This window comes from Anaerolinea thermophila, from assembly GCF_020723905.1.
GTDB classification, from domain to species: Bacteria; Chloroflexota; Anaerolineae; order Anaerolineales; family Anaerolineaceae; genus Anaerolinea; species Anaerolinea thermophila_A.
The window spans coordinates 13,438-32,628 of sequence record NZ_DYHZ01000008.1 but is presented as its reverse complement, the minus strand read 5'-3'; the positions used below and the strand labels follow the sequence as shown (position 1 = coordinate 32,628).

General features: G+C 53.3%; 19 protein-coding genes. 1 reads left to right on the top strand and 18 read right to left on the bottom strand.

All coding sequences use genetic code 11. The features are described from left to right. From LHF31_RS12385 to mazG, 12 genes are all read right to left on the bottom strand, one after another. On the bottom strand, positions 1-2,103 hold the full coding sequence (locus LHF31_RS12385) for a hypothetical protein (RefSeq protein ID WP_303774267.1): 2,103 nt from the start codon (positions 2,101-2,103) through the stop codon (positions 1-3). 73 nt (positions 2,104-2,176) lie between these two features. Further along, positions 2,177-3,622, bottom strand: a complete 1,446-nt coding sequence (locus LHF31_RS12380; RefSeq protein ID WP_298007523.1) for an NADH-quinone oxidoreductase subunit N — start codon at positions 3,620-3,622, stop codon at positions 2,177-2,179. Beyond that, positions 3,623-5,098 carry a NuoM family protein gene (locus LHF31_RS12375; protein ID WP_298007521.1) on the bottom strand — a complete coding sequence of 492 codons (1,476 nt, stop codon included), beginning with the start codon at positions 5,096-5,098 and terminating at the stop codon, positions 3,623-3,625. 10 nt (positions 5,099-5,108) lie between these two features. Next, a complete protein-coding gene (locus LHF31_RS12370) occupies positions 5,109-6,626 on the bottom strand; it encodes a NuoM family protein (protein WP_298007519.1) in 1,518 nt (505 codons plus the stop codon). A 42-nt stretch (positions 6,627-6,668) separates the two neighbouring features. Continuing rightward, positions 6,669-8,846, bottom strand: a complete 2,178-nt coding sequence (gene nuoL, locus LHF31_RS12365) for an NADH-quinone oxidoreductase subunit L (protein ID WP_298007516.1) — start codon at positions 8,844-8,846, stop codon at positions 6,669-6,671. A gap of 14 nt (positions 8,847-8,860) precedes the next feature. Beyond that, on the bottom strand, positions 8,861-9,169 hold the full coding sequence (gene nuoK / locus LHF31_RS12360) for an NADH-quinone oxidoreductase subunit NuoK (RefSeq protein ID WP_298007514.1): 309 nt from the start codon (positions 9,167-9,169) through the stop codon (positions 8,861-8,863). Positions 9,170-9,178: 9 nt separating this feature from the next. Next, a complete protein-coding gene (locus LHF31_RS12355) occupies positions 9,179-9,697 on the bottom strand; it encodes an NADH-quinone oxidoreductase subunit J (RefSeq protein WP_298007512.1) in 519 nt (172 codons plus the stop codon). Positions 9,698-9,711: 14 nt separating this feature from the next. Next, complete coding sequence (nuoH, locus tag LHF31_RS12350) at positions 9,712-10,929, bottom strand: NADH-quinone oxidoreductase subunit NuoH (RefSeq protein WP_298007510.1); 1,218 nt, start codon at positions 10,927-10,929, stop codon at positions 9,712-9,714. Positions 10,930-10,941: 12 nt separating this feature from the next. Continuing rightward, positions 10,942-11,298, bottom strand: a complete 357-nt coding sequence (locus LHF31_RS12345) for an NADH-quinone oxidoreductase subunit A (RefSeq protein ID WP_298007508.1) — start codon at positions 11,296-11,298, stop codon at positions 10,942-10,944. Between the two features lie 72 nt (positions 11,299-11,370). Then, entirely contained in the window at positions 11,371-11,940 is a 570-nt protein-coding gene (locus tag LHF31_RS12340) for a hypothetical protein (protein WP_298007506.1), read from the bottom strand. A gap of 89 nt (positions 11,941-12,029) precedes the next feature. Beyond that, complete coding sequence (locus tag LHF31_RS12335) at positions 12,030-13,238, bottom strand: hypothetical protein (protein WP_298007504.1); 1,209 nt, start codon at positions 13,236-13,238, stop codon at positions 12,030-12,032. Positions 13,239-13,394: 156 nt separating this feature from the next. Further along, on the bottom strand, positions 13,395-14,858 hold the full coding sequence (gene mazG, locus LHF31_RS12330) for a nucleoside triphosphate pyrophosphohydrolase (protein ID WP_298007502.1): 1,464 nt from the start codon (positions 14,856-14,858) through the stop codon (positions 13,395-13,397). 80 nt (positions 14,859-14,938) lie between these two features. Between mazG and LHF31_RS12325 the strand changes: the two genes are divergently transcribed. Beyond that, positions 14,939-15,403 carry a DUF302 domain-containing protein gene (locus LHF31_RS12325; RefSeq protein ID WP_298007500.1) on the top strand — a complete coding sequence of 155 codons (465 nt, stop codon included), beginning with the start codon at positions 14,939-14,941 and terminating at the stop codon, positions 15,401-15,403. An 85-nt stretch (positions 15,404-15,488) separates the two neighbouring features. On the opposite strand, the gene rpsI is transcribed toward LHF31_RS12325, so the two are convergent. The 6 genes from rpsI to rpsD are packed head-to-tail and all read right to left on the bottom strand — an operon-like array spanning position 15,489 to position 19,183. Then, positions 15,489-15,887 carry a 30S ribosomal protein S9 gene (gene rpsI / locus LHF31_RS12320; RefSeq protein WP_363324777.1) on the bottom strand — a complete coding sequence of 133 codons (399 nt, stop codon included), beginning with the start codon at positions 15,885-15,887 and terminating at the stop codon, positions 15,489-15,491. 12 nt (positions 15,888-15,899) lie between these two features. Beyond that, positions 15,900-16,331, bottom strand: a complete 432-nt coding sequence (gene rplM / locus LHF31_RS12315) for a 50S ribosomal protein L13 (RefSeq protein WP_298007496.1) — start codon at positions 16,329-16,331, stop codon at positions 15,900-15,902. Positions 16,332-16,340: 9 nt separating this feature from the next. Then, positions 16,341-17,120, bottom strand: coding sequence for a tRNA pseudouridine(38-40) synthase TruA (truA, locus tag LHF31_RS12310; RefSeq protein ID WP_298007494.1), 780 nt, complete (start codon positions 17,118-17,120; stop codon positions 16,341-16,343). Between the two features lie 26 nt (positions 17,121-17,146). Next, complete coding sequence (rplQ, locus tag LHF31_RS12305) at positions 17,147-17,524, bottom strand: 50S ribosomal protein L17 (RefSeq protein WP_013559457.1); 378 nt, start codon at positions 17,522-17,524, stop codon at positions 17,147-17,149. Between the two features lie 6 nt (positions 17,525-17,530). Beyond that, positions 17,531-18,496: a DNA-directed RNA polymerase subunit alpha gene (locus LHF31_RS12300; protein ID WP_363324776.1), complete on the bottom strand. Its 966-nt coding sequence runs from the start codon at positions 18,494-18,496 to the stop codon at positions 17,531-17,533. Between the two features lie 48 nt (positions 18,497-18,544). Then, positions 18,545-19,183, bottom strand: a complete 639-nt coding sequence (gene rpsD / locus LHF31_RS12295) for a 30S ribosomal protein S4 (RefSeq protein WP_298007491.1) — start codon at positions 19,181-19,183, stop codon at positions 18,545-18,547. Positions 19,184-19,191: the final 8 nt, after the last annotated feature.

Here is a 19,191-nt window from a genome sequence, read left to right as displayed (position 1 = left end):
CTACCCCTCCCTGTAAGTCTCAACCTGATATGCCCGCACTTCGCCAGGCATCAATCCCGGTACCACAAAATGGACGCCATTGTAAACCAGTTCCTCATCTGAAGAAGCAGGCAGAGCAAAACACAACCTCAGGCGGAACGCGGGGGACAATGGTAATCCGAATCTACCTGCTTTACAGTGCGGGCAGGTGTTCACCACAAACACAAACACGGGATGATCGCCCATCTGTGTCCAAGCCACCACCGGATTCATGCCGGTAGCATCCGGAGGAATCAACCAGCGCGTGGTGGAATCCGCAATGTCTTCGCGGATTCTCTCATAAAACAGGCGAATGCGCTGAAGATTGGCAAATAACCGCGTATTCCTTCCCCACTGAAACGCTCCACGGGTTACTTTATTTCCCCGTTTTTCCTGAAACACATACAGTTTCGTGTAATACTCATTCGGTGCCGGCTCGGGGTGCGGATCGCGGGTTTCAAATCCTAATGCCACATACGAGGGCATATCCGTAAGAAAGAGAGAAAGAAAAGCCCGCGCTTCATTCCCATCCAGATAAAAACGGTCAAAACGGGGATCATCCTTATCCGAAGTCATGACGGTGAAAGACGGCGCACATTTTCGGGTACGCAGTAAATCATCGTAATATCGAAAGCGCTGTAGAAATTCCGCCGTACCCATACAGGTAGACTGCAAATCCCCCAGGGTGACATCAGCGTGCGAGGCTTCCAGATGATCCATTTCCTCGCCATATCCCATTACATCCCGCGGCGGCAGGAAAGATTCAGCAAAATACCCGAAGAACGGCACATGATTACGCTGTCGGATGGTCTCTTTCACCGCACCAAGCAAATCGTAATAATCATCCACCTGATCGGGCACTCCCTCTGGGCGCATCTGCACGTGAGACATATCGCCGCGCATAAAATCAAACCCGAAGCACCTCTGCACTTCCGCATAATGGGAACAAACGTACTCCCACACCGGTTTAACTGGCTGATTGAAATCCAGTTCCCAGTCTTCCCCGTTTTCCTTGTGTTCATACAGGCGATACCGTGCCAGAGGATTAAACACACGCGACATGGGCGTCGGACGAATCATCCGAAAGTCGCGCCATACCATGCCAAATTCATCCACCACTTCCGCTTCAGGGGAAGGGTCAACCTCAATCCCCCGAAAGGGTGGCGCCATGGTTGCAGGAACGGTCTCAAATCCCCGGGCATACAATTCCTGGATGATTGCCATACGCCGATTCAAACGTCCCCAGAAATCTTCGGGCAATCCAAAAAGAATCAGGTTTCGTTCCTTCTCGCCAGTATGTGGGGAGAAAAATTCTTCCGCACTTTCCGGGATTGCCAAACCTTCCACGGCAGAACCATGATCCTGCACAAACTTCCAGATGCACGCCTGCACCCGATGAATCAAGCCGGTGGAATGATCCACAATCTCCAGCCCACGCCTCTGCATCCACTCAAAGTATTCCGGGAAAGCCAGCGCCATTTCTGAAAAACGGTCGGTGTGCGGGATCACATCCATTCCCACAGCCCGCCCCATTACATGGAGCAGGTGAATCACGGCTTTAAGTTGCCTCTCCACCCGATTCAGCCACGGGAACAGTTCCGCCAGTTCCATGCTGTAAAACTCCCGATTGATCTGCCATGAACTCATACCATAAATGCTGGCTACGACCCCGGGTTCCCACACAGGCAGGATGTGGATGGAATCGTAAAAATCAGGCAGAGTGAGGCAGTATTTCACCAGATTGAAAAAGTTGCCGATGGTTCGGATATTGACACCAACCATACGGGTTCGTTTAAGCCAGTCAGAATCCGGGAAAGATTGTACCGGACTCATCAGTTCTGGCGGCAACGGCTCAAAAGGTTCAGGGCTTGTCCAGGTCTCGCTTAAAGCAAGGTCTATGGCTTTTCCAAACCGCGCCCTGAGGATTCCAATCACTTCCTCAGCGGGCATCGCTAACGCCTGCTCGGGCAGGAGATTCGGCACGAAAGAAAGCCGGCGAAAGCGGTAATAATCCAGCCACTCTTCCGCTCTCTGACGATTTCGCCATGCTTCCTGATAAGAATCAAAACTCTCAAAAAATTCCATAAGCGCATCCTGAGTAAAAAGACAGCAGATTCCCCTTGCGGTTCCTCTGCTGTCTGGTAAAGTGCCGTTTCTTCTAGAACAGCGCAGATGCCGCAGCGAGGGATTGCCCGTACCAGGGCGCCACAATCACCCCCAATGCCAGCATGAGCACCACGCAAATCAGCATGGCGGTTCGCCAGGATAAGGAAGGCTTCAGCGGCGCCTCGTCTACAGCAGGGCGATAGAGAATTTTCATCACTGTAAGGTAGTAGTACAATCCAATCACGGAGGTCAGCACCCCGATAATTGCAAGTGCCACCTGCCCTGCCTCGACCGCGGCGGCAAATACCAGAACTTTACCAATAAACCCGCTCAACGGAGGAATCCCGCCCAGGGAAAGCAGACTGATCAGCATAGCCAGGGCAATGGCAGGATTCCGTTTGCCTAAACCTGAAAAGGCGTCCAGATCTTCTGAACCGACCTGCTGAGCAACCAGCCAGACAATGGCAAACGCCGCCAGATTGGTGACCAGATAAGAGGTCAGGTAGTACACCATCCCCGCCACACCCAGCGGAGAATCGGCAGCAACCCCAACCAGAATATAACCCGCCTGAGCAATGGATGAGTATGCCAGCAGACGTTTGATGTTGCGCTGAGTAAGCGCCAGCAAGTTCCCGACAATCATGCTCAACGCCGCCAGAATGGCAACCACCAGTGTCCAGAAGGAAGCCAGTTGTGGGAAGGTCACCAGCAAGACCCGCACCAGCACAGCAAATCCCGCCGCCTTTGAGGCAGTGGAAAGGAATCCGGCAATGGGTGTCGGCGCGCCTTCATACACGTCTGGCGCCCAGAAATGGAACGGCGCAGCAGAAACCTTGAAACCAAACCCGACCAGCGTCAGGAAAAGCGCCCCGCCAACCAGAAGAGGAGAAACGCCGGTCTGGGTGAGACGGAACGGAATCATGGCGAGGTTTGCTGTTCCGCTCAATCCAAAGAGCAGACTGAAACCGTACAGCATCACTGCCGAGGTGACGGCCCCGTACAGCATATACTTAATGCCCGATTCCACCGATTTCTGATTTTCGACATAGTAACCGGCAAGAAGGTAAAGAGGGAGCGAGGTGGTTTCAATTGCCAGATAAAGCATGATAAGATTTGCCGAGGATGCCATCAGACTCATTCCCAGCGTCGAAACCAGAAGCAGCGCAAGGTATTCTCCCGTAATGGTTCGGGCATGTTCTAAAGAAACCAGTACGGTAATTGCCGCACCCAGCAGGAAAAGCAACCGGAAACTGAAAGATACCCAATCCAGCCGCAACATTCCCCCGAAAATCAACTGCGGAGTATCCCCGGGGCGAGCAAATACCGCGCTCAGCACAGCAATCACCGCCAGTCCAATGGCAGTTAACCATCCTAAAACTCCTTCTGCCCGATGGCGCACGCCAAGGTTTAAGAGAAGAACCAGCGCTGCCAGAACAACCAGGAGGATTTCCGGAAGGATGGCAAGTAACATGGAAAGTTCAAAAGGAGCAGGATTCATTTAGGCTCCTCCCAACAATACCAGAATTTGGGCAATACCCGATTCGATCAGAGGCACCATCCGCGTCCATGTCGGTAGAATGCCCATCAAAACCATCATCGCAGAAAGCCCCACAATGACAATTTTATCCATTGTGGACACATCTCCCACCAGTGCATTCAATTGCTCTGGCAGGTTTCCATAAAATACCCGCCGGACAACCAGTAAAATGTACCCGGCGGTGACAATCACGCCCAGAATGGCAATGATTGCCACAATGGGCATGACCTGCCAGGCACCCATGAAGATAGGAAATTCTGCCACGAAGCCGGAAAAACCGGGCATTCCCATGGAAACCAGGCCCGCAATGATAAATCCCAGCGCTGCCAGGGGCATCTTTTGAGATAAGCCCCCCAGTTCAGGAATGTGGCGGGTGTGCGCGCGGTCATAGACCATGCCCACAACAGCAAAGAAGAGAGCCGTCATGATGCCGTGGGAGAACATTTGCAAGCCCGCGCCAAGCAAGCCTTCCCGATTCAGAGTGGCGAAGCCAATCATCACCAGCCCCATGTGTGATACAGAAGAGAAACCGATGACGTACTTGAAATCGCTCTGAATCATGGCAATTAACGCGCCATATACCACGTTCACCGTGCCCAGCGCCAGAATCAGCGGTGCATAAAAGCGTGCTCCATCCGGCATGAGGGTAATGGCTACGCGAAGAGCGGCAAACGCCCCAACTTTCATCTCCACCCCAGCCAGCATCATCGAGACGGCGGTTGGCGCGGCAACATGACCATCGGGTGCCCAGGAATGGAAGGGGAAAATACCCCCCAGAATGGCAAAACCACCAAACACCACCAGGAACCAGCCTGTCTGGAAAGCACGGCTGAACCCTGCCTTTTCCAGTTCCAGCATGTCGAAAGTGTGACCGCCGGCACTCCACATTGCCAGCACACCCACCAGCGATAACACCGACCCCAGGAAAAGATACAGGGTGAGTTTCATGGAACCATAATCGCGGGTTTTGGGATAGCCCCAGATCGCAATCATCAGGTACTTGGGGAATACTGCCAGTTCAAAGAAGAAGAACAACATGAACAGATCCAGCGAACAGAAAACACCCTGAACGCTGCTCCCCAGAAACATATAAAAGGCAAAGAACTCGCGGGGACGTTCTTCCACCTTCCAGGAGACCATCACCCCGGAAGTCAGTACCACCGCGCCTAAAAGCACCAGCGGCACACTGACACCGTTCACGCCGGTGAAGTACGCAATCCCTAGAGACTTCACCCAGTCCATGCGCTCCACGAACTGGTAGCCGCCGGCTTGAACATCATAAGTAAAATACACCCAAAATGCCAGCACCAGATCCATCAGACTGGCAACCAGGGCGACCACCCGGATGGCTTGTTTCCGTTCTGCCGGAAGTGCCAGAATGATCAATCCGGCAATCAGCGGGATAAAGATAATCAGGCTCAAGACTGGAAAACCCATCCTGCGCTCCTTAGAACCACAACATGACTGCCCGGTTGATCACATCCACGATCCAGCCAGGCATGACTCCAATGACCAGAATGAGCACCATCAACGGCGTAATGACCAGCATTTCCCGCACGTTCATTTCACTCACATGTCCCTTCCAGTGCTCGTTGAGAGGACCATGCAGAACCTTCCACAGGGCTTTAAGTGTGTATGCGCCGGTGAAGAACAACCCAATCATCGAAAGCACGGTGAAGACAGTCAACACGCCCCAAGCGCCACGCACCACCATGAATTCAGAGACAAAACCGTTCAGCCCTGGCAATCCTAACGAAGCCATCGAGGTAAAGATGAGAATCGAACCATAAACCGGTAAGATGGCATACAGACCACCAAAGGCATTCAAATCGCGGGTGTGAGCCCGTTCATAAATGACCCCGACGAGGAAAAACATGCCTGCTGAATATAACCCGTGGTTGAACATTTGAAGAACAGCGCCGTTCAGGGCGATATTGGCATCCAAGGTACCGGGAGCCGCCGCCATTGCCGCCACGCCCAGAACCACAAACCCCATATGGTTAATGGACGAGTAGGCAACCAGACGCTTGAAGTCATCCTGCCCAAAGGCTCCCAGCGCGCCAAAAATGATTGCCAGTGTCGCCAGCCCGGCAAGCCACAGGGCATACTGTTTTGACTCGACAGGATACAGCGGCAGAACCAGGCGAATGAAACCAAACGCTCCCAGTTTCAAAAGCACTCCCGCCAGGATCATCGAACCAGCCGTGGGCGCTTCTGTGTGAGCATCGGGAAGCCACGTGTGGAAGGGCCAGACAGGCACTTTGATGGCAAATGCCACCACAAACGCCCAGAAGGCAACCGCCTTGACCGTAGCCAGTGGCATGCCCAGCAGGACCCCACCGGGCAAATCCAGTTGAGGCCAGATTTCAATCAACCGGGTGATGTCATACGTTCGGGTGACCACGCCAATCAACTGGATTGCCAGCAACAGGCCGAGCGAACCTGCCATGGTGTACAGAATAAACTTCAGTGAGGCATAGTTGCGATTCGCACCACCCCACTGCGCAATCAGGAAGTACATGGGTACCAGCCCCACTTCCCAGAAAACAAAGAAGAGGAGCAAATCCAGCGCCATAAAGACGCCCAGCATACCCGTCTCCAGCAGCAGGAACAGCACCATGTATGTGCGAACATTTTCCTGAATGCTGAAAGAGGCAAGAATGGCAAGCGGCGTCAGCAAGGTGGTGAGCAAAACCATGGTCAGAGCAATACCATCCACGCCTACATGGTACGAGGAATGAATAGCCGGATACCAGACTGCTTCTTCTACAAACTGAAACTTTGCGCCCTGCGGATCAAAACGAAGCCACAAAATAACCGACAGAATCAGTGGGATGAGGCTGGCAATCAGACTGAACCAGCGGATGAGCGTCAACCGCTGGCGAGGAATCAGCAGAAGCAAGAGCGCCGCCCCGGTTGGAATGAACAGGATCAGAGAAAGCAGATGATTACTGAGAAAATCCATGTTGTGGAGACCTCCTGAATCAAGCCTCGTTCTTCTGCATGGCTATCCGACGAACATCAGGTACAGGACGATACCGAGCAAAATCGCGCCCACAAAAGTAACAATCAGATACTGCTGGACACGACCACTCTGGATGGGTTTTAATGCCTCGCCCCCCCTGCGCGTTCCGCCGCTCACCACAGCATCCCCGAACCAGTTAATCACCGCCAGATCAAAGTAACGGCGAAGCGCCAGTCCGAGATTCCATGTGCCACGCGCCACCCCTTCAATGATACCGTCCAGCACCATCTTATCAAGGAAGCGGTAGGTAAAGACCTCGGCTAACCAGATGGAAGGACGGACAAACACGGCGTCATAGAGTTCATCGATGCCATATTTGTACTTAAATACCCTGTAGAGCGCTCCCAGCGGTTTTTGAAGCGGGTCAGGATCGCCAGCACGGACATTGCGGTAAACCAGCCATCCCAGAGTCAAACCACCCAGCGATACCACCAGAGAGGTCAAAAGAGGAAGCAGACTTTCTACCGTGTGCTCCCCTTCTGCGTGAACCATGCTGCCAACAAACCCACCAAACCAGTTCGGAATCAGACCACCGAGGAGAGGGAATTTTTCAGGAATGCCACTCCACCCAAAGGCAACCGCAAAAATGGAAAGCACCACCAGCGGCGCTGTCATGACCGCACGGCTTTCTACAGCATGCTCCGCGGCATGGGTACGGGGAGTTCCCAGGAAAGTGAGTGTGATCTGGCGCATGGTGTAAAAAGCGGTCAGGAAAGCGGCAAGCGCCAGAGTTCCAAACACCCACCAGTGGTGTCCGGCAAATGCGCCTGTAAGGATTTCATCCTTTGACCAGAACCCCGCCGTCAGGACAGGGAACCCGGAAAGCGCCAGTCCACCGATAAGGAATGTCCAGAAGGTCACGGGCATTCTGGCTTTCAAGCCCCCCATGTTGAACATATCCTGAGGGTCAATTTTCTCATCGGTGTGCAAAACGCCATGTTCCATGCCATGAATCACGGAACCCGAACTCAGGAAGAGAAGCGCCTTGAAAAACGCATGGGTGACAAGATGGAAGACCGCAGCGACGTAGGCGCCAATCCCTACCGCAGCGATCATGTACCCCAACTGTGAGATCGTGGAATACGCCAGCACCCGCTTGATATCGTTCTGTGCCAGAGCAATGGTTGCGGCAAAAAGCGCGGTAAAGGTGCCAATCAGCGCCACCACGGACATTGCCGGTGTAAGCGCTCCCCCTTCCTGCCCCGCAGAGAGCAACGGGTAAATGCGTACCGTCAGATAAACGCCTGCCGAGACCATGGTTGCGGCATGAATCATTGCTGAAACAGGCGTAGGGCCCTCCATGGCGTCAGGCAACCAGACATGCAGTGGGAATTGCGCGCTCTTGCCTACCGTACCAATGAACAACAGCAGTCCCAACAGTCCGGCTACCGAAAGGTTAAGCACGCCCGAAGGCGTTTCAGCCAGAACACGGAGCACATCGGGATTCATCAAGGCTTCACGATAATTCAAACTGCCAGTCGCAGTGTAAACCCCCACAATCCCCAGCAGCATGAACACATCACCAACACGGGTGGTCAGGAACGCCTTGATAGCGGCTTTACGCGCTGATTCTTTGCCATACCAGAAGCCGATTAACATGTAGGAGCAGAAGCCCATGATTTCCCAGCCGATGTACAGGGTCAGCAAATTGTCCGTAATCACCAGCAGGAACATGGCAAAAGCAAAAAGGCTGCTCAGCGCAAAGAAACGCGAATACATGGGTTCAATCGATGGTACTCGATGGGTATGCCCATGCGCATCGCGAACAATAGCGCCATGGGGAGGAAGCCCGGGCTGGTCATGGTCACCCTCAGGTTGACCGAAATTGTGATACCCCACGCTGTAGATGAAAATCATCAAAATCGTCCAGGCGACAAAAAACAGCGTCACCGCACTGACGGGGTCCATCAATACCCCGATCTTCAACCAGTCCCCGCCAAGCGGTAACCAGTTCAACGCAGAGACAAAAGGTTCTTCGCTCAAGTGAGGCTGACTCACCGCCCGGAAAAATACCACCATCGCCAACAGCCATGAGAGCGCTACAGATGCGATTGCCAGAGAGTGACTGAGCGCTCGTTGGCGATGGGTAAACAAAGCGATGAGACCAAAAGCCAGCAATGGAGGGAACGGGATTAACCAGAGAAGCACTTCTGAAGTCATGCGATGTACCCCTCCTACCCTTTGAGAAGATTCATTTCATCCACCACCACAGTCTGGCGGCGGCGATAAGCGGAAATAATCAGCGCCAATCCCACCACAGCCTCCGCAGCAGCGGCGATTAAAACCACTGCCACAAAGACCTGAGCATCCACTTCGGGTGCCCACAGGTAGCGCCAGAATGCCAGCAGGTTGATATTGACGGCATTCAGCATTAATTCCACGCCCATCAAAATGGACACGGCATTTTTACGCACCAGTACCCCGAGCAAGCCAATGGAAAACAAACCTGCAGAAAAGATTAAGTACCAAGCCAGTGGGATCACGTGTCCTCCTCAGGAACGTTTTTTGTGGTCACCCGCCACATATATTGCCCCAATCATGGCAGCAACCAGCAAAACAGAAGCCACTTCAAAGGGAATGACATAGCGATCGGGCATCACCAGCGCCATGCCCAAATTTTCCAGATTTTCCCCGCCAGCCGTCAGCACCTGGGGTGGCTGGAAAATCCCCTGCCATTGCAAAAGCATAAACACCAGCCCGCCAAAAACAATGAGGACCACCAGAGCCGCCCATCCCCACCCCGGAAGCAATTGATCGCCGCTCTCTTCCATGGAGCGACGGGTCAACATGACGGTGAAAATGATGAGAATGGCAATGGCGCCAATGTACACGGCTACCTGAATCACCACAAAAAACGAAGCCGCCAGCGTGGCAAAGGTAGCGGCTACCCCGAACAATGCCAGAATCAACCAGAACGCAGAATGAATGGTCTTTCGGGCAAAGACGACCATCAGCGCAGAAAACAGGGTGAGCAGGGCAATCAACAGGAAAACAATTTGGAAAGCACTCATGAAGCACTCCCGTTTCAGGACTGAGCCATCGAGGTTTCATCAGATGCCGGTGTAGCCAGCGGACGGGGCTGGCTGACCATAGGACGGCGGTTTCTCTTGTTACGGCGTTCTCCCCATTCCATAAACAGAACCAGCAGGATCACATTGCCTGCCAGCAAACCCAGAACCTGGAAAAGGAATTGTCCTTCGAGGACTTTAGCAATGACAGCGGTCACCAGAAAAGATAAAATGGAAAGCGGTGTAAGCACCTTCCAGTTTAAATCCATCATTTGGTCAATGCGGAAACGCGGCACCGATGCCCGTACCAGGATGATCAGGAAATAAATCACCATGGTTTTGATAAAGAGGTACACCAATCCCAGCAGGGGCACCTGATCCACAAAGGGTCCACGCCATCCTCCCAAGAACAACACAGCAAACAACAGCGCAGCGGTAAAAGAATGGAGGAATTCCCCCACAAAGAACATGCCAAATTTCAACCCGGAATACTCGGTATTGTACCCTGCCACCAGTTCAGATTCGGCTTCTACCAGATCAAACGGCGCTCTGCCGGTTTCCGCCATGGAAGTGATGAAGAACACCAGAGCAGCAACGGGAGCCATCACCAGATAGGGAACAGATTGAGCCTGGACAATATCGTTCAGCCCCATTGAGCCCGCCAGAAGGACCGGAACGAGAAGCGAGATGACCATCGGCACTTCATAGGAAATCAATTGCGCTACAGCGCGAGAAGCCCCCAGAAAGGCATACTTGTTGTTCGAGGCATACCCGGCCATGAGAATGGCAAGGACACCACCGCCACCAACGGCAACAATGTACACCACGCCGACATTCAGATTGACACCCATTATGCTTCGGGTAAATGGCAAAACCGCCCAGATGAGCAAAACGGAAGCCACCGCCAGAACAGGCGCCAGATTGTAGAGAACCTTATCTGCGCCTTGAGGCGTAATGTACTCTTTGGTAAAAATCTTTATCATGTCCGCAACGGACTGGAATATACCCCATGGACCAACTCGATTGGGCCCAAAGCGGTCCTGGATGCGTCCAATGAGTTTGCGCTCGAACCAGATGAGGAAGAGCACCCAGAGCAGTGCCAGCGTTGAAAGGATAGCCGCACCTGTAATCATCAGAATGACATCGGCTACTGAGGGAAGGATCCCCCAGCCGACAAGCACACTGTACAGCCACTCAGCAATCCAGCGAATCGGATCTTCAAGCCAGTTCGTCATACGCCTCCCCGTTTAAAACCATTCCAGCGCACCTTTTCGCCAGGCGTAGAACAGACCACCCAGCAAAATCAGCAGGAAAAGAATGCCCTCAAACACCGCAAAAAGAGGCAGTTGCTTGAATGCAACTGCCCAGGGGAAAAGCAGCACCATTTCTACGTCAAAGACGAGAAACACCATTGCGTAAATATAATATTGAGCCTTAATCTGGACTCGGGCTGGACCGACAACTTCGATACCGCATTCGTAAACGGAGGTTTTAATCGGGTTGGATTTCTTGGGCGCCAGAATACCTGCCAGAGCAATCGCCACCGCCGGCAAGAGCACCGCAACGACAAGGAATATGCCTACATACAGCCACGCAGTCAACATGAAATCTCCTCTAGCGAGAAAATTTTTCGGGATTTCCTGCCATGCAGTGACCCCATCCCGTTTTCAGCGTATTCAATTTCTGTTTATTTTATCACAATTCATCCAATTCCCTTTTCGAGGAGGATATTGAGACTGAAACAATACCCGGGCAAGGATCAACAAAACCATTACAAGGGCTAATCCACCCTGAAGCAAGGACACTGGAATGCCTGAGATGCCCAGAATGCGCACTTTACCCCCGCGCACCAGGTACAGGTTTTCAACTGCCGGGGAATCCCCTGCCCACAGCCACACCCTCCAGGCCTTGTGCCCGGGAGTCATACTGGTCAGTGGAAAAGTCCACTGCACCGGAGATGTTCCCTGGACAACCTGCGACTCTTCCCCGCTCCCCAGCACACCGGGTGATGTCTCCAATCTTGCGCGCACCACCATCTTCTCGGGGGTGGCTTTATACATGACAGTCTGAATTTCTACAGAACGTCCTACCCACCCCCAGCGAGGAACCAAAAGTACCACCTCAGTAAACAATTGCGGATCTCCTTCCAGAGAAACGCTCACCCGCTCCACAGGCGCAGGCAGGGAGACCCACAAAAACAGCACCGCTAAAATTGCAAAGCCGATAAAAAACCAGACTTTCCTCATCTTCTGCATAGACCGATTATAAACAAACTCCCCGCCTTTTCAGGCGAGGAGAGATCAACCCGGTGATGGGAATGCTAAAGAATGGCTGTTTACTCCACGTCCAGATCACCATCCAGCGCGGCAAGCAATTGTTCGGCTTCTTCAACAGTAATTTTATGCTCCTGAAGCATTTTCAGCACCAACAGACGCTCTTCATTTGATACCTGCGAAAAAGAACGGTCTGAAAAAGCGCTGGTTTCTGGAGCCTCCGGGGCTTCGGGCGGTTGGGGGTCCAATGGCTCGGCAGGCTTATCTTCCCACCCGGAGCGAATGCCAAACCAGTTAAACTTTCGATGTCCGGCATGGCGTTGTACCTGTTCAACCCGTTCCATGGCACGACGCACCCGCTCTTCCGCCCGGCGCGCCCGTTCTTCGGCTTTCCGCGTGGCAAATTCCATCTTTTGACGAATTTTTTCTTCTATCTGGGGGGAAAATCCGGTCATATCTACCTCGCCTGTAGAAACAAATTTCGACCCCATGGAATGACGAGAAGCATCAACTTCGCGGTCTACCGCTTCACCCAGTTCAATTTGCACATCTCCACCTGCAGAGAGGCGCAGGAGAGTCTTTCCACTTCCCAGAGTGGCACTGTAATGTCCCTGGTCGAGATGCAACGTTTGATCGGGTAAGCGCATCACAATGGAATGCCCCCCGCTATTCACATCTACCTGAGCCCCAAGTCCGGGCAAAGCAAACAGGGAAAGATCGCCACCACACCGGGCATTGACTTCTTCTACTTCCACCGATAGCAATCGGATACTCAAATCTCCACCCGATTTGACTCGCACCAGCGCATCGGCGATAATAGTCGCATCGCCACCGACCTGCTCGGCAATCACCCGATTGCGGCACTCGATGAGCAAATCACCACCTACACGGCGAAGTCCAGCAGGTCCTTCCACCTGGAGCAATTCGGCATCTCCATTGACAATGCCCACATCCACTTTCCTGCAGGATTGTACGGCTAAATCGCCACTGACCCTTGAAATTTCCATGTAGCCCGCCATGTCCACAATCACTGCATCCCCGCTGGTATTCTCTATGCGAATTCTTGCCTGCTTTGGCGCAAAAACCTCAACGTCCGACCGGGAAAGAACAGAAAGCCGATCCGACTGAGCCTGGGCCAGAGCCGCATCTGCCTCAGGGGTGCGTACCAGCACCTCCTTTTGTTCCCAACCCTGAACACGGAGGTCTCCCGTACTTTGAATGACAATTAACCCGTTTGCCGGAAAAGGAAAGCGCTGTTCAAAAGCACTCATGCCAATCTCCTTTCAATAATCTTTAATAATCATACACCGAAATTTATTTTTGTCAACAGGTATTTTGATTTTTTTAATATCAACCTTTAATTTAATTTAAAAACCGCCAGAGGAGCCGGTTTTGGCTCCTCTGGTGCGGGCTCCCGTGACAGACCTTTACTTTCCCTGACGTTTGGCTTGTTGCCAGAGAGCCTCCATCTCATCCATAGAAAGATCTCCCAGGGATTTTCCCATAACACGGGCTTCCTGTTCAATGTGCTTGAAGCGCGCCATAAACCGCTCGCTGGCTTTTCGAAGAGCCGTCTCGGCATCGACCTTATACCAGCGCGAAAGATTGACCACCGCAAACAATAAATCACCTATCTCTTTTTCGATTTCCTCTGGAGAGCCTGCCTGCTGGAGTTCTTCCCATTCTTCCATGACCTTTTCACGAACGCCCTGAATGTTGCTCCAATCAAAGCCTACATGCGCGGCACGGCTCTGGTACTCCTGCGCACGGATGAGCGATGGCAATGCCTTTGACACGCCATCCAGAATCCCCTTCTGCCCGGCAGTACCGTTTTCTTTCCGTTCGGCTTCTTTGAGTTTTTCCCAGTTCCGCAATACTCCACGGGCATCCTTTAAGTCCACATTGCCAAAGACATGCGGATGACGGCGGACAATTTTGCGGTGAATGCCCTGAACCACTTCCGGGAAGGTAAAAAATCCCTCTTCGCTGGCAATCTGGCTGAGCATGGAAACCAGCAGGAGCAAATCTCCCAGTTCTTCCCGCAAATTATCAATTTGCTCCTGATCCAGTGCCTCCAGAGCCTCATATGTCTCTTCAAGGAGATGTGGACCTAAACTTTGCAAGGTCTGCTCGCGATCCCATGGACAGCCGTCTGGAGCGCGGAGATGAGCCACAATCTCAAGAAATGCCTCCATTGAGGTATCTTCATCCAGCGGAGGAACGTACAATGCAGTCAACAACCCGATATGAGGACTGCGATCAATCTCATAGAGAGCCAGGTCTTCCACTTTTTGCTGGGGAGTCCCTGCTGCATGGACCAGCCGAACGGGAAATTCATCCGGATAGAAAGCGTTCAGCGTCAATTTCACCTCGGACGCAATCTGACGGCTGTAAATCTGCGCAATCAGGGCTGGAGAATCGGGAGGGAAATTGGGAACATGGAGAGCGCCCAGCTCCAGCGCATCAACCAGCACGGCACGCGGGAAAGGATCCATTTGGAGGGCTGAAAAAACTGGCTCCAGAAAACTGATGCCTTCAATTACCCGCACAGGGATGCCCATTTCACCGGCACGGCGCACAATTTCCGGTGCAGTTGCCTCAGCAACGAAGGGATGCCCCGGTACTGCATAGGTCACCGCACCCATTTTTTGAGCATGTTCCAATACTCTTTCAACAATCTGACGGTAAACCTCAGAAAAATCATGGTTTTGATCATAGATTTCGTCAAAAGAGTGCACCTGTAAGGTGGAGGGAAACCCCGCAATGACAGGGTGCGCCCGGGTGCGCAGGTAAATCTCAGGAATGGACTGCAAATGTTGCCAGGCTTCCAGCGTCAACAGTTGGGGCGCTCCCGGTCCCAACCCGAGGATGGTAATGCCCTGCTCATTCATATCTTCGTTGACCTCCAATCTCAAAATAGCAGGAAATCGGGTAAAATTAGCATAGACATTTTACCAGATGGAAAAGGTGCATGCCTCCTGAGAATCCTTTTGAAGTAGTTCTTTCCCTTACTTACCCCCAGGCGCTGGAAGTCGTTTCCAGAGTGCTGAAAGAAGAGGGGTTTGGTGTGGTCACGCATATTGACCTGTCCACCGCGCTGAAAAAGAAAATGAACGTAGATTTTCATCCTTATTCCATCCTGGGCGCCTACAACCCTCCCATTGTCCATCGCGCCTTACAACACGACCCGCGCATTGGACTTATGCTTCCCTGCAATATTTCGGTGGAGTCGTTAGGGGATCGGGTGATTGTACGCTTTGCCGATCCTCTGGACGTGGTTTCGTGCAGTGCCCTGGAAGACGAAACTGCCCGTGAGATCGCTGAAGAAATCCAGCAAGTGCTCTTGCGTGTGGCACAGCGACTGAGAGATGGAAATTTTGTCCACAGCGATCCGGAAAAAGGCTGGAAACGCCTGAACGCAGAAACACTGGAATAATCTTTTTATCGCTGTTACCACGGCAAACACAAAAACCGCCAATTCCAGAGAACTGGCGGTTTTTTTGATTTCCGAAAGAATCGGCTTAACGTTTGGTGTAGGTAGGGGCCTTACGAGCGCGTTTGAGACCGGGTTTCTTGCGTTCCTTGACACGAGCATCCCGGGTCAGGAAGCCGTACTTGCGCATCACGGCAACCAGATCGGCATTCATCTTCACCAACGCGCGCGCCATGCCCAGTTTGACCGCATCGGTCTGCCCCGTGACGCCACCGCCCGTTACCTGAACGGTGATATCGAGGCGAGAGCGATCCTCACCAGCCGCCGACAGCGGCGCCAGAATGGCTTCCAGATCGCCCAGGCGGGTGAAGTAATCTTCAACGGGTTTATCGTTGACGATGAACTTGCCGTTACCGCTCATCACGCGAACGCGTGCAGTAGCTTCTTTACGGCGCCCAACACCTTCATAATACTGAACGGACATAATTCCTCCACTCTCCTACGCAACCGGGGTTGGCTTCTGTGCGGTGTGCGGGTGCTCACTGCCGGGGTACACCTTGAGTTTTTCGATCAGGCGACGTCCCAGTTTGTTATGCGGGAGCATTCCCCATACAGCCGCGCGAATGACCCGTTCGGGGTTCTTCTGCAACTGGTCACGCAGACTGATTGCTTTCAAGCCACCCGGATAGTTGGAATGGCGATAGTAAATCTTGGTTGTCAAGCGCTCTTTGGGAATATCCATTTGCAGAGCGTTGATTACGACCACATAATCGCCCATATCTACCCCAGGGGTATAGGTCGGCTTATGCTTGCCCATCAGATAGTGGGCAATTTGCGTAGCCAATCGCCCCAAGCCCTTACCGGTGGCATCCACCAGGAGCCATTGCGATTCGGGTTTTCCTTTCAATACAAAAGTTTTTTCCACTGCCATTGTCTCACCTTATAGCAAGGATCTTATCCAGTTTTTTGCTTCCTGCCTGTTTTCGGCGTAACGCACCTCGGTCAACACCAGCCCATGAGCGGGTGCCAGACCGGGCGGTAACGGTCGAGCCTGATGAATGGCTTCCAGGAAGTCCCTCAAACTCAACCGGTTCTGCCCAACCTGCACCTGCGCCCACACCATCCGACGCACCATATGGTACAGGAAGGCATTTCCGCGCACCTCAAAGACCCATTCATCCGCATGAACCCGCCATTCCGCCTGATAGATGTGGCGGAGAGTACTGCCTCCCGCAATGGGCGGCATACCAAAGGCGGCGAAATCGTGACTTCCGCACAGGGCTTGCGCGGCGCACTGCAAGGCTTCAGGGGCTTGCAGTGGGGGCCAGAGGCGCCACGCGTACCGCTCTCGGAGCGGGTCTCGGGTTTCTGCCACGATAATGCGGTAGAGGTATGCCCGCTCGATGGCGTTGAAGCGCGGATGGAAATCCTCCGCTACTTCTTCCACCTGCCGGACCGCCACATCTTCTGCAAGACGGGCATTCAGAGCGTTGCGCAGGGCTTCATGAGAGTGCCGCCAATCCAGATCAAAGGCAATCACCTGACCGCTGGCATGCACCCCTGTATCCGTCCGCCCGCTGGAGAGGAGAGAATCTCCCCTCCAACCCAGCGAACGCAACGCTTCTTCTACCTCTGCCTGCACCGTTCGGGCGCCAGCCTGTCGCTGAAAACCCTGAAAGTGCGTGCCGTCGTAGGCAATAATCGCTTTGTAACGTGCCATACCACCCCGGTATGAACCGGATGGTTTTACCCTTCTACCAGTTCAATCAAGACCATTTCGGCGGCATCGCCCAGGCGGGGTCCCAGTTTCACAATGCGGGTGTACCCGCCATTGCGATTGGCATACCGCGGGGCAATATCATCAAACAGCTTGCGCACGGTCGCCGGGTTTCCCAGGCGAGCGGCGGCACGGCGGCGAGCATTCACCTTGTCAATGTCGGTGCCTTTGCTACTGTTGCGCGCCAGCGTAATCAATCGTTCAGCATCCCCGCGAATGGCAAGCGCCTTGGCGCGGGTGGTGCGAATACGCTCGTGAGTAAACAGCTGATTGATGAGCGTACGCCGCAGGCTGTTGCGCTGTCCTTTTGAACGTCCAAGTTTGTAACCGGCTACAGCATGTCGCATATTCGCTCACTCCACAGTTTTTTCATCTCGCAGGAAACCTTTTTCCCGCATTTTCTGTCGTAATTCATCCAGGCTCTTCTCGCCAAAGTTGCGAATGGACATCACAGCATCTTCGCCTTTCTCCAGCAACTCCAGCACATCGCCCACAGTGGTAATTCCCGTGCGTTTGAGGGAGTTAAACACCCGCACCGAGAGATCCAGATTCTCGATGGGCGTTTCAGCCGCCTCACTGGTCAAACGACCGCCGGTGACTTCCTTCTCAACCGCCACCGCCAGGCTCTCGGCGCTCACGCCGGTGATGTAGCGGAGGTGGTCAATCAGGATTTTTGCCGAAGTGCTCAAAGCATTTTCCGGCGTAATGGTGCCATCGGTCCAGATTTCCATAATCAGACGGTCGTAGTTGGTGCTTTGCCCAACACGCGCGGCAGTGACCGACCAGTTCACACGTTTTACCGGGCTGAAGATGGCGTCCACGGGCAGTTCGCCAATTGGCAGGCGACCGCTTCGCTCCGAAGCCGGCGAGTAGCCCCGCCCGCGGCTGACCGTCAAATCGATCTCCAGGCGAGTGTTCGGGTCATCCACTGTAAACAGTTCCAGTTCAGGGTTGACGATTTCCACCTCAGCAGGCGCATCAATATCTGCCGCCGTGACAGTACCTTCGCCACGCACCTCCAGGTGCATGTGGGTGGTTTCCACGTCATGCAAAATCAGGCGCAGTTGTTTGATGTTCAACATCACCTGAATGACGTCTTCGCGCACTCCGGGGATATCGCTGAACTCATGCAGGACATCGGAGATGCGGATAGAAGTCACCGCGGCGCCTTCCAGAGAGGAAAGCAGAACACGCCGCAGGGCGTTTCCCAGGGTCACCCCGTAACCGCCTTCCAGTGGCCCGATGATGAATTTTCCATAATTGCGAGCCTCTGCTTCTCGCTCGACTTTTGGCGTTACCATATTTGTTAGAGCAGCCACGTTTCACCCCTTCCCGGCGTAACTTATCGCCCCGGACTTCATCGAGCCTTAGCGAGAGTAGTACTCAACGATCAACTGCTCGTTGAGGTTGCCGTCAATTTCAGACCGTTCCGGCAGTCGCAGAATTCGACCGGAAAGATTCTTGGTATCGCGGTCAATCCACATCGGGCAAGTGCGCCGGTCAACAACATCCAGCAAATCTTTCCAGTAGGTCAGACTGCGGGCGTTTTCCTTTACGGAGACAACATCTCCGGGTTTGACCAGCATGGAAGGAATATCCGCGCGGTGGTTGTTGACCAGAATGTGGCCATGATTAACCAACTGACGCGCCTGCGCCCGACTGGAGGCAAACCCCATGCGGTAGACCACGTTATCCAGACGCATTTCCAGCGTCTGCAACAGGTTCAAACCGGTCAAACCTTTCTTGCGAAGCGCCAAACCAAAGTAGCGGCGGAACTGACGCTCAAAAATGCCGTAGACCCGGCGAGCCTTCTGTTTTGCGCGCAACTGACGCGCATAATCCGATTCGCGCTCGCTACGCCCCTGCTGTGTGCGGCCATGCTGACCGGGAGCAAAACCGCGTTTTTCAAACGAGCATTTGGGGCTATAGCAACGTTCCCCTTTGAGGAACAGTTTTTCACCTTCTCGCCGGCAAAGTTTGCAAACCGGCCCAAGATATTTACCCATACTACCTT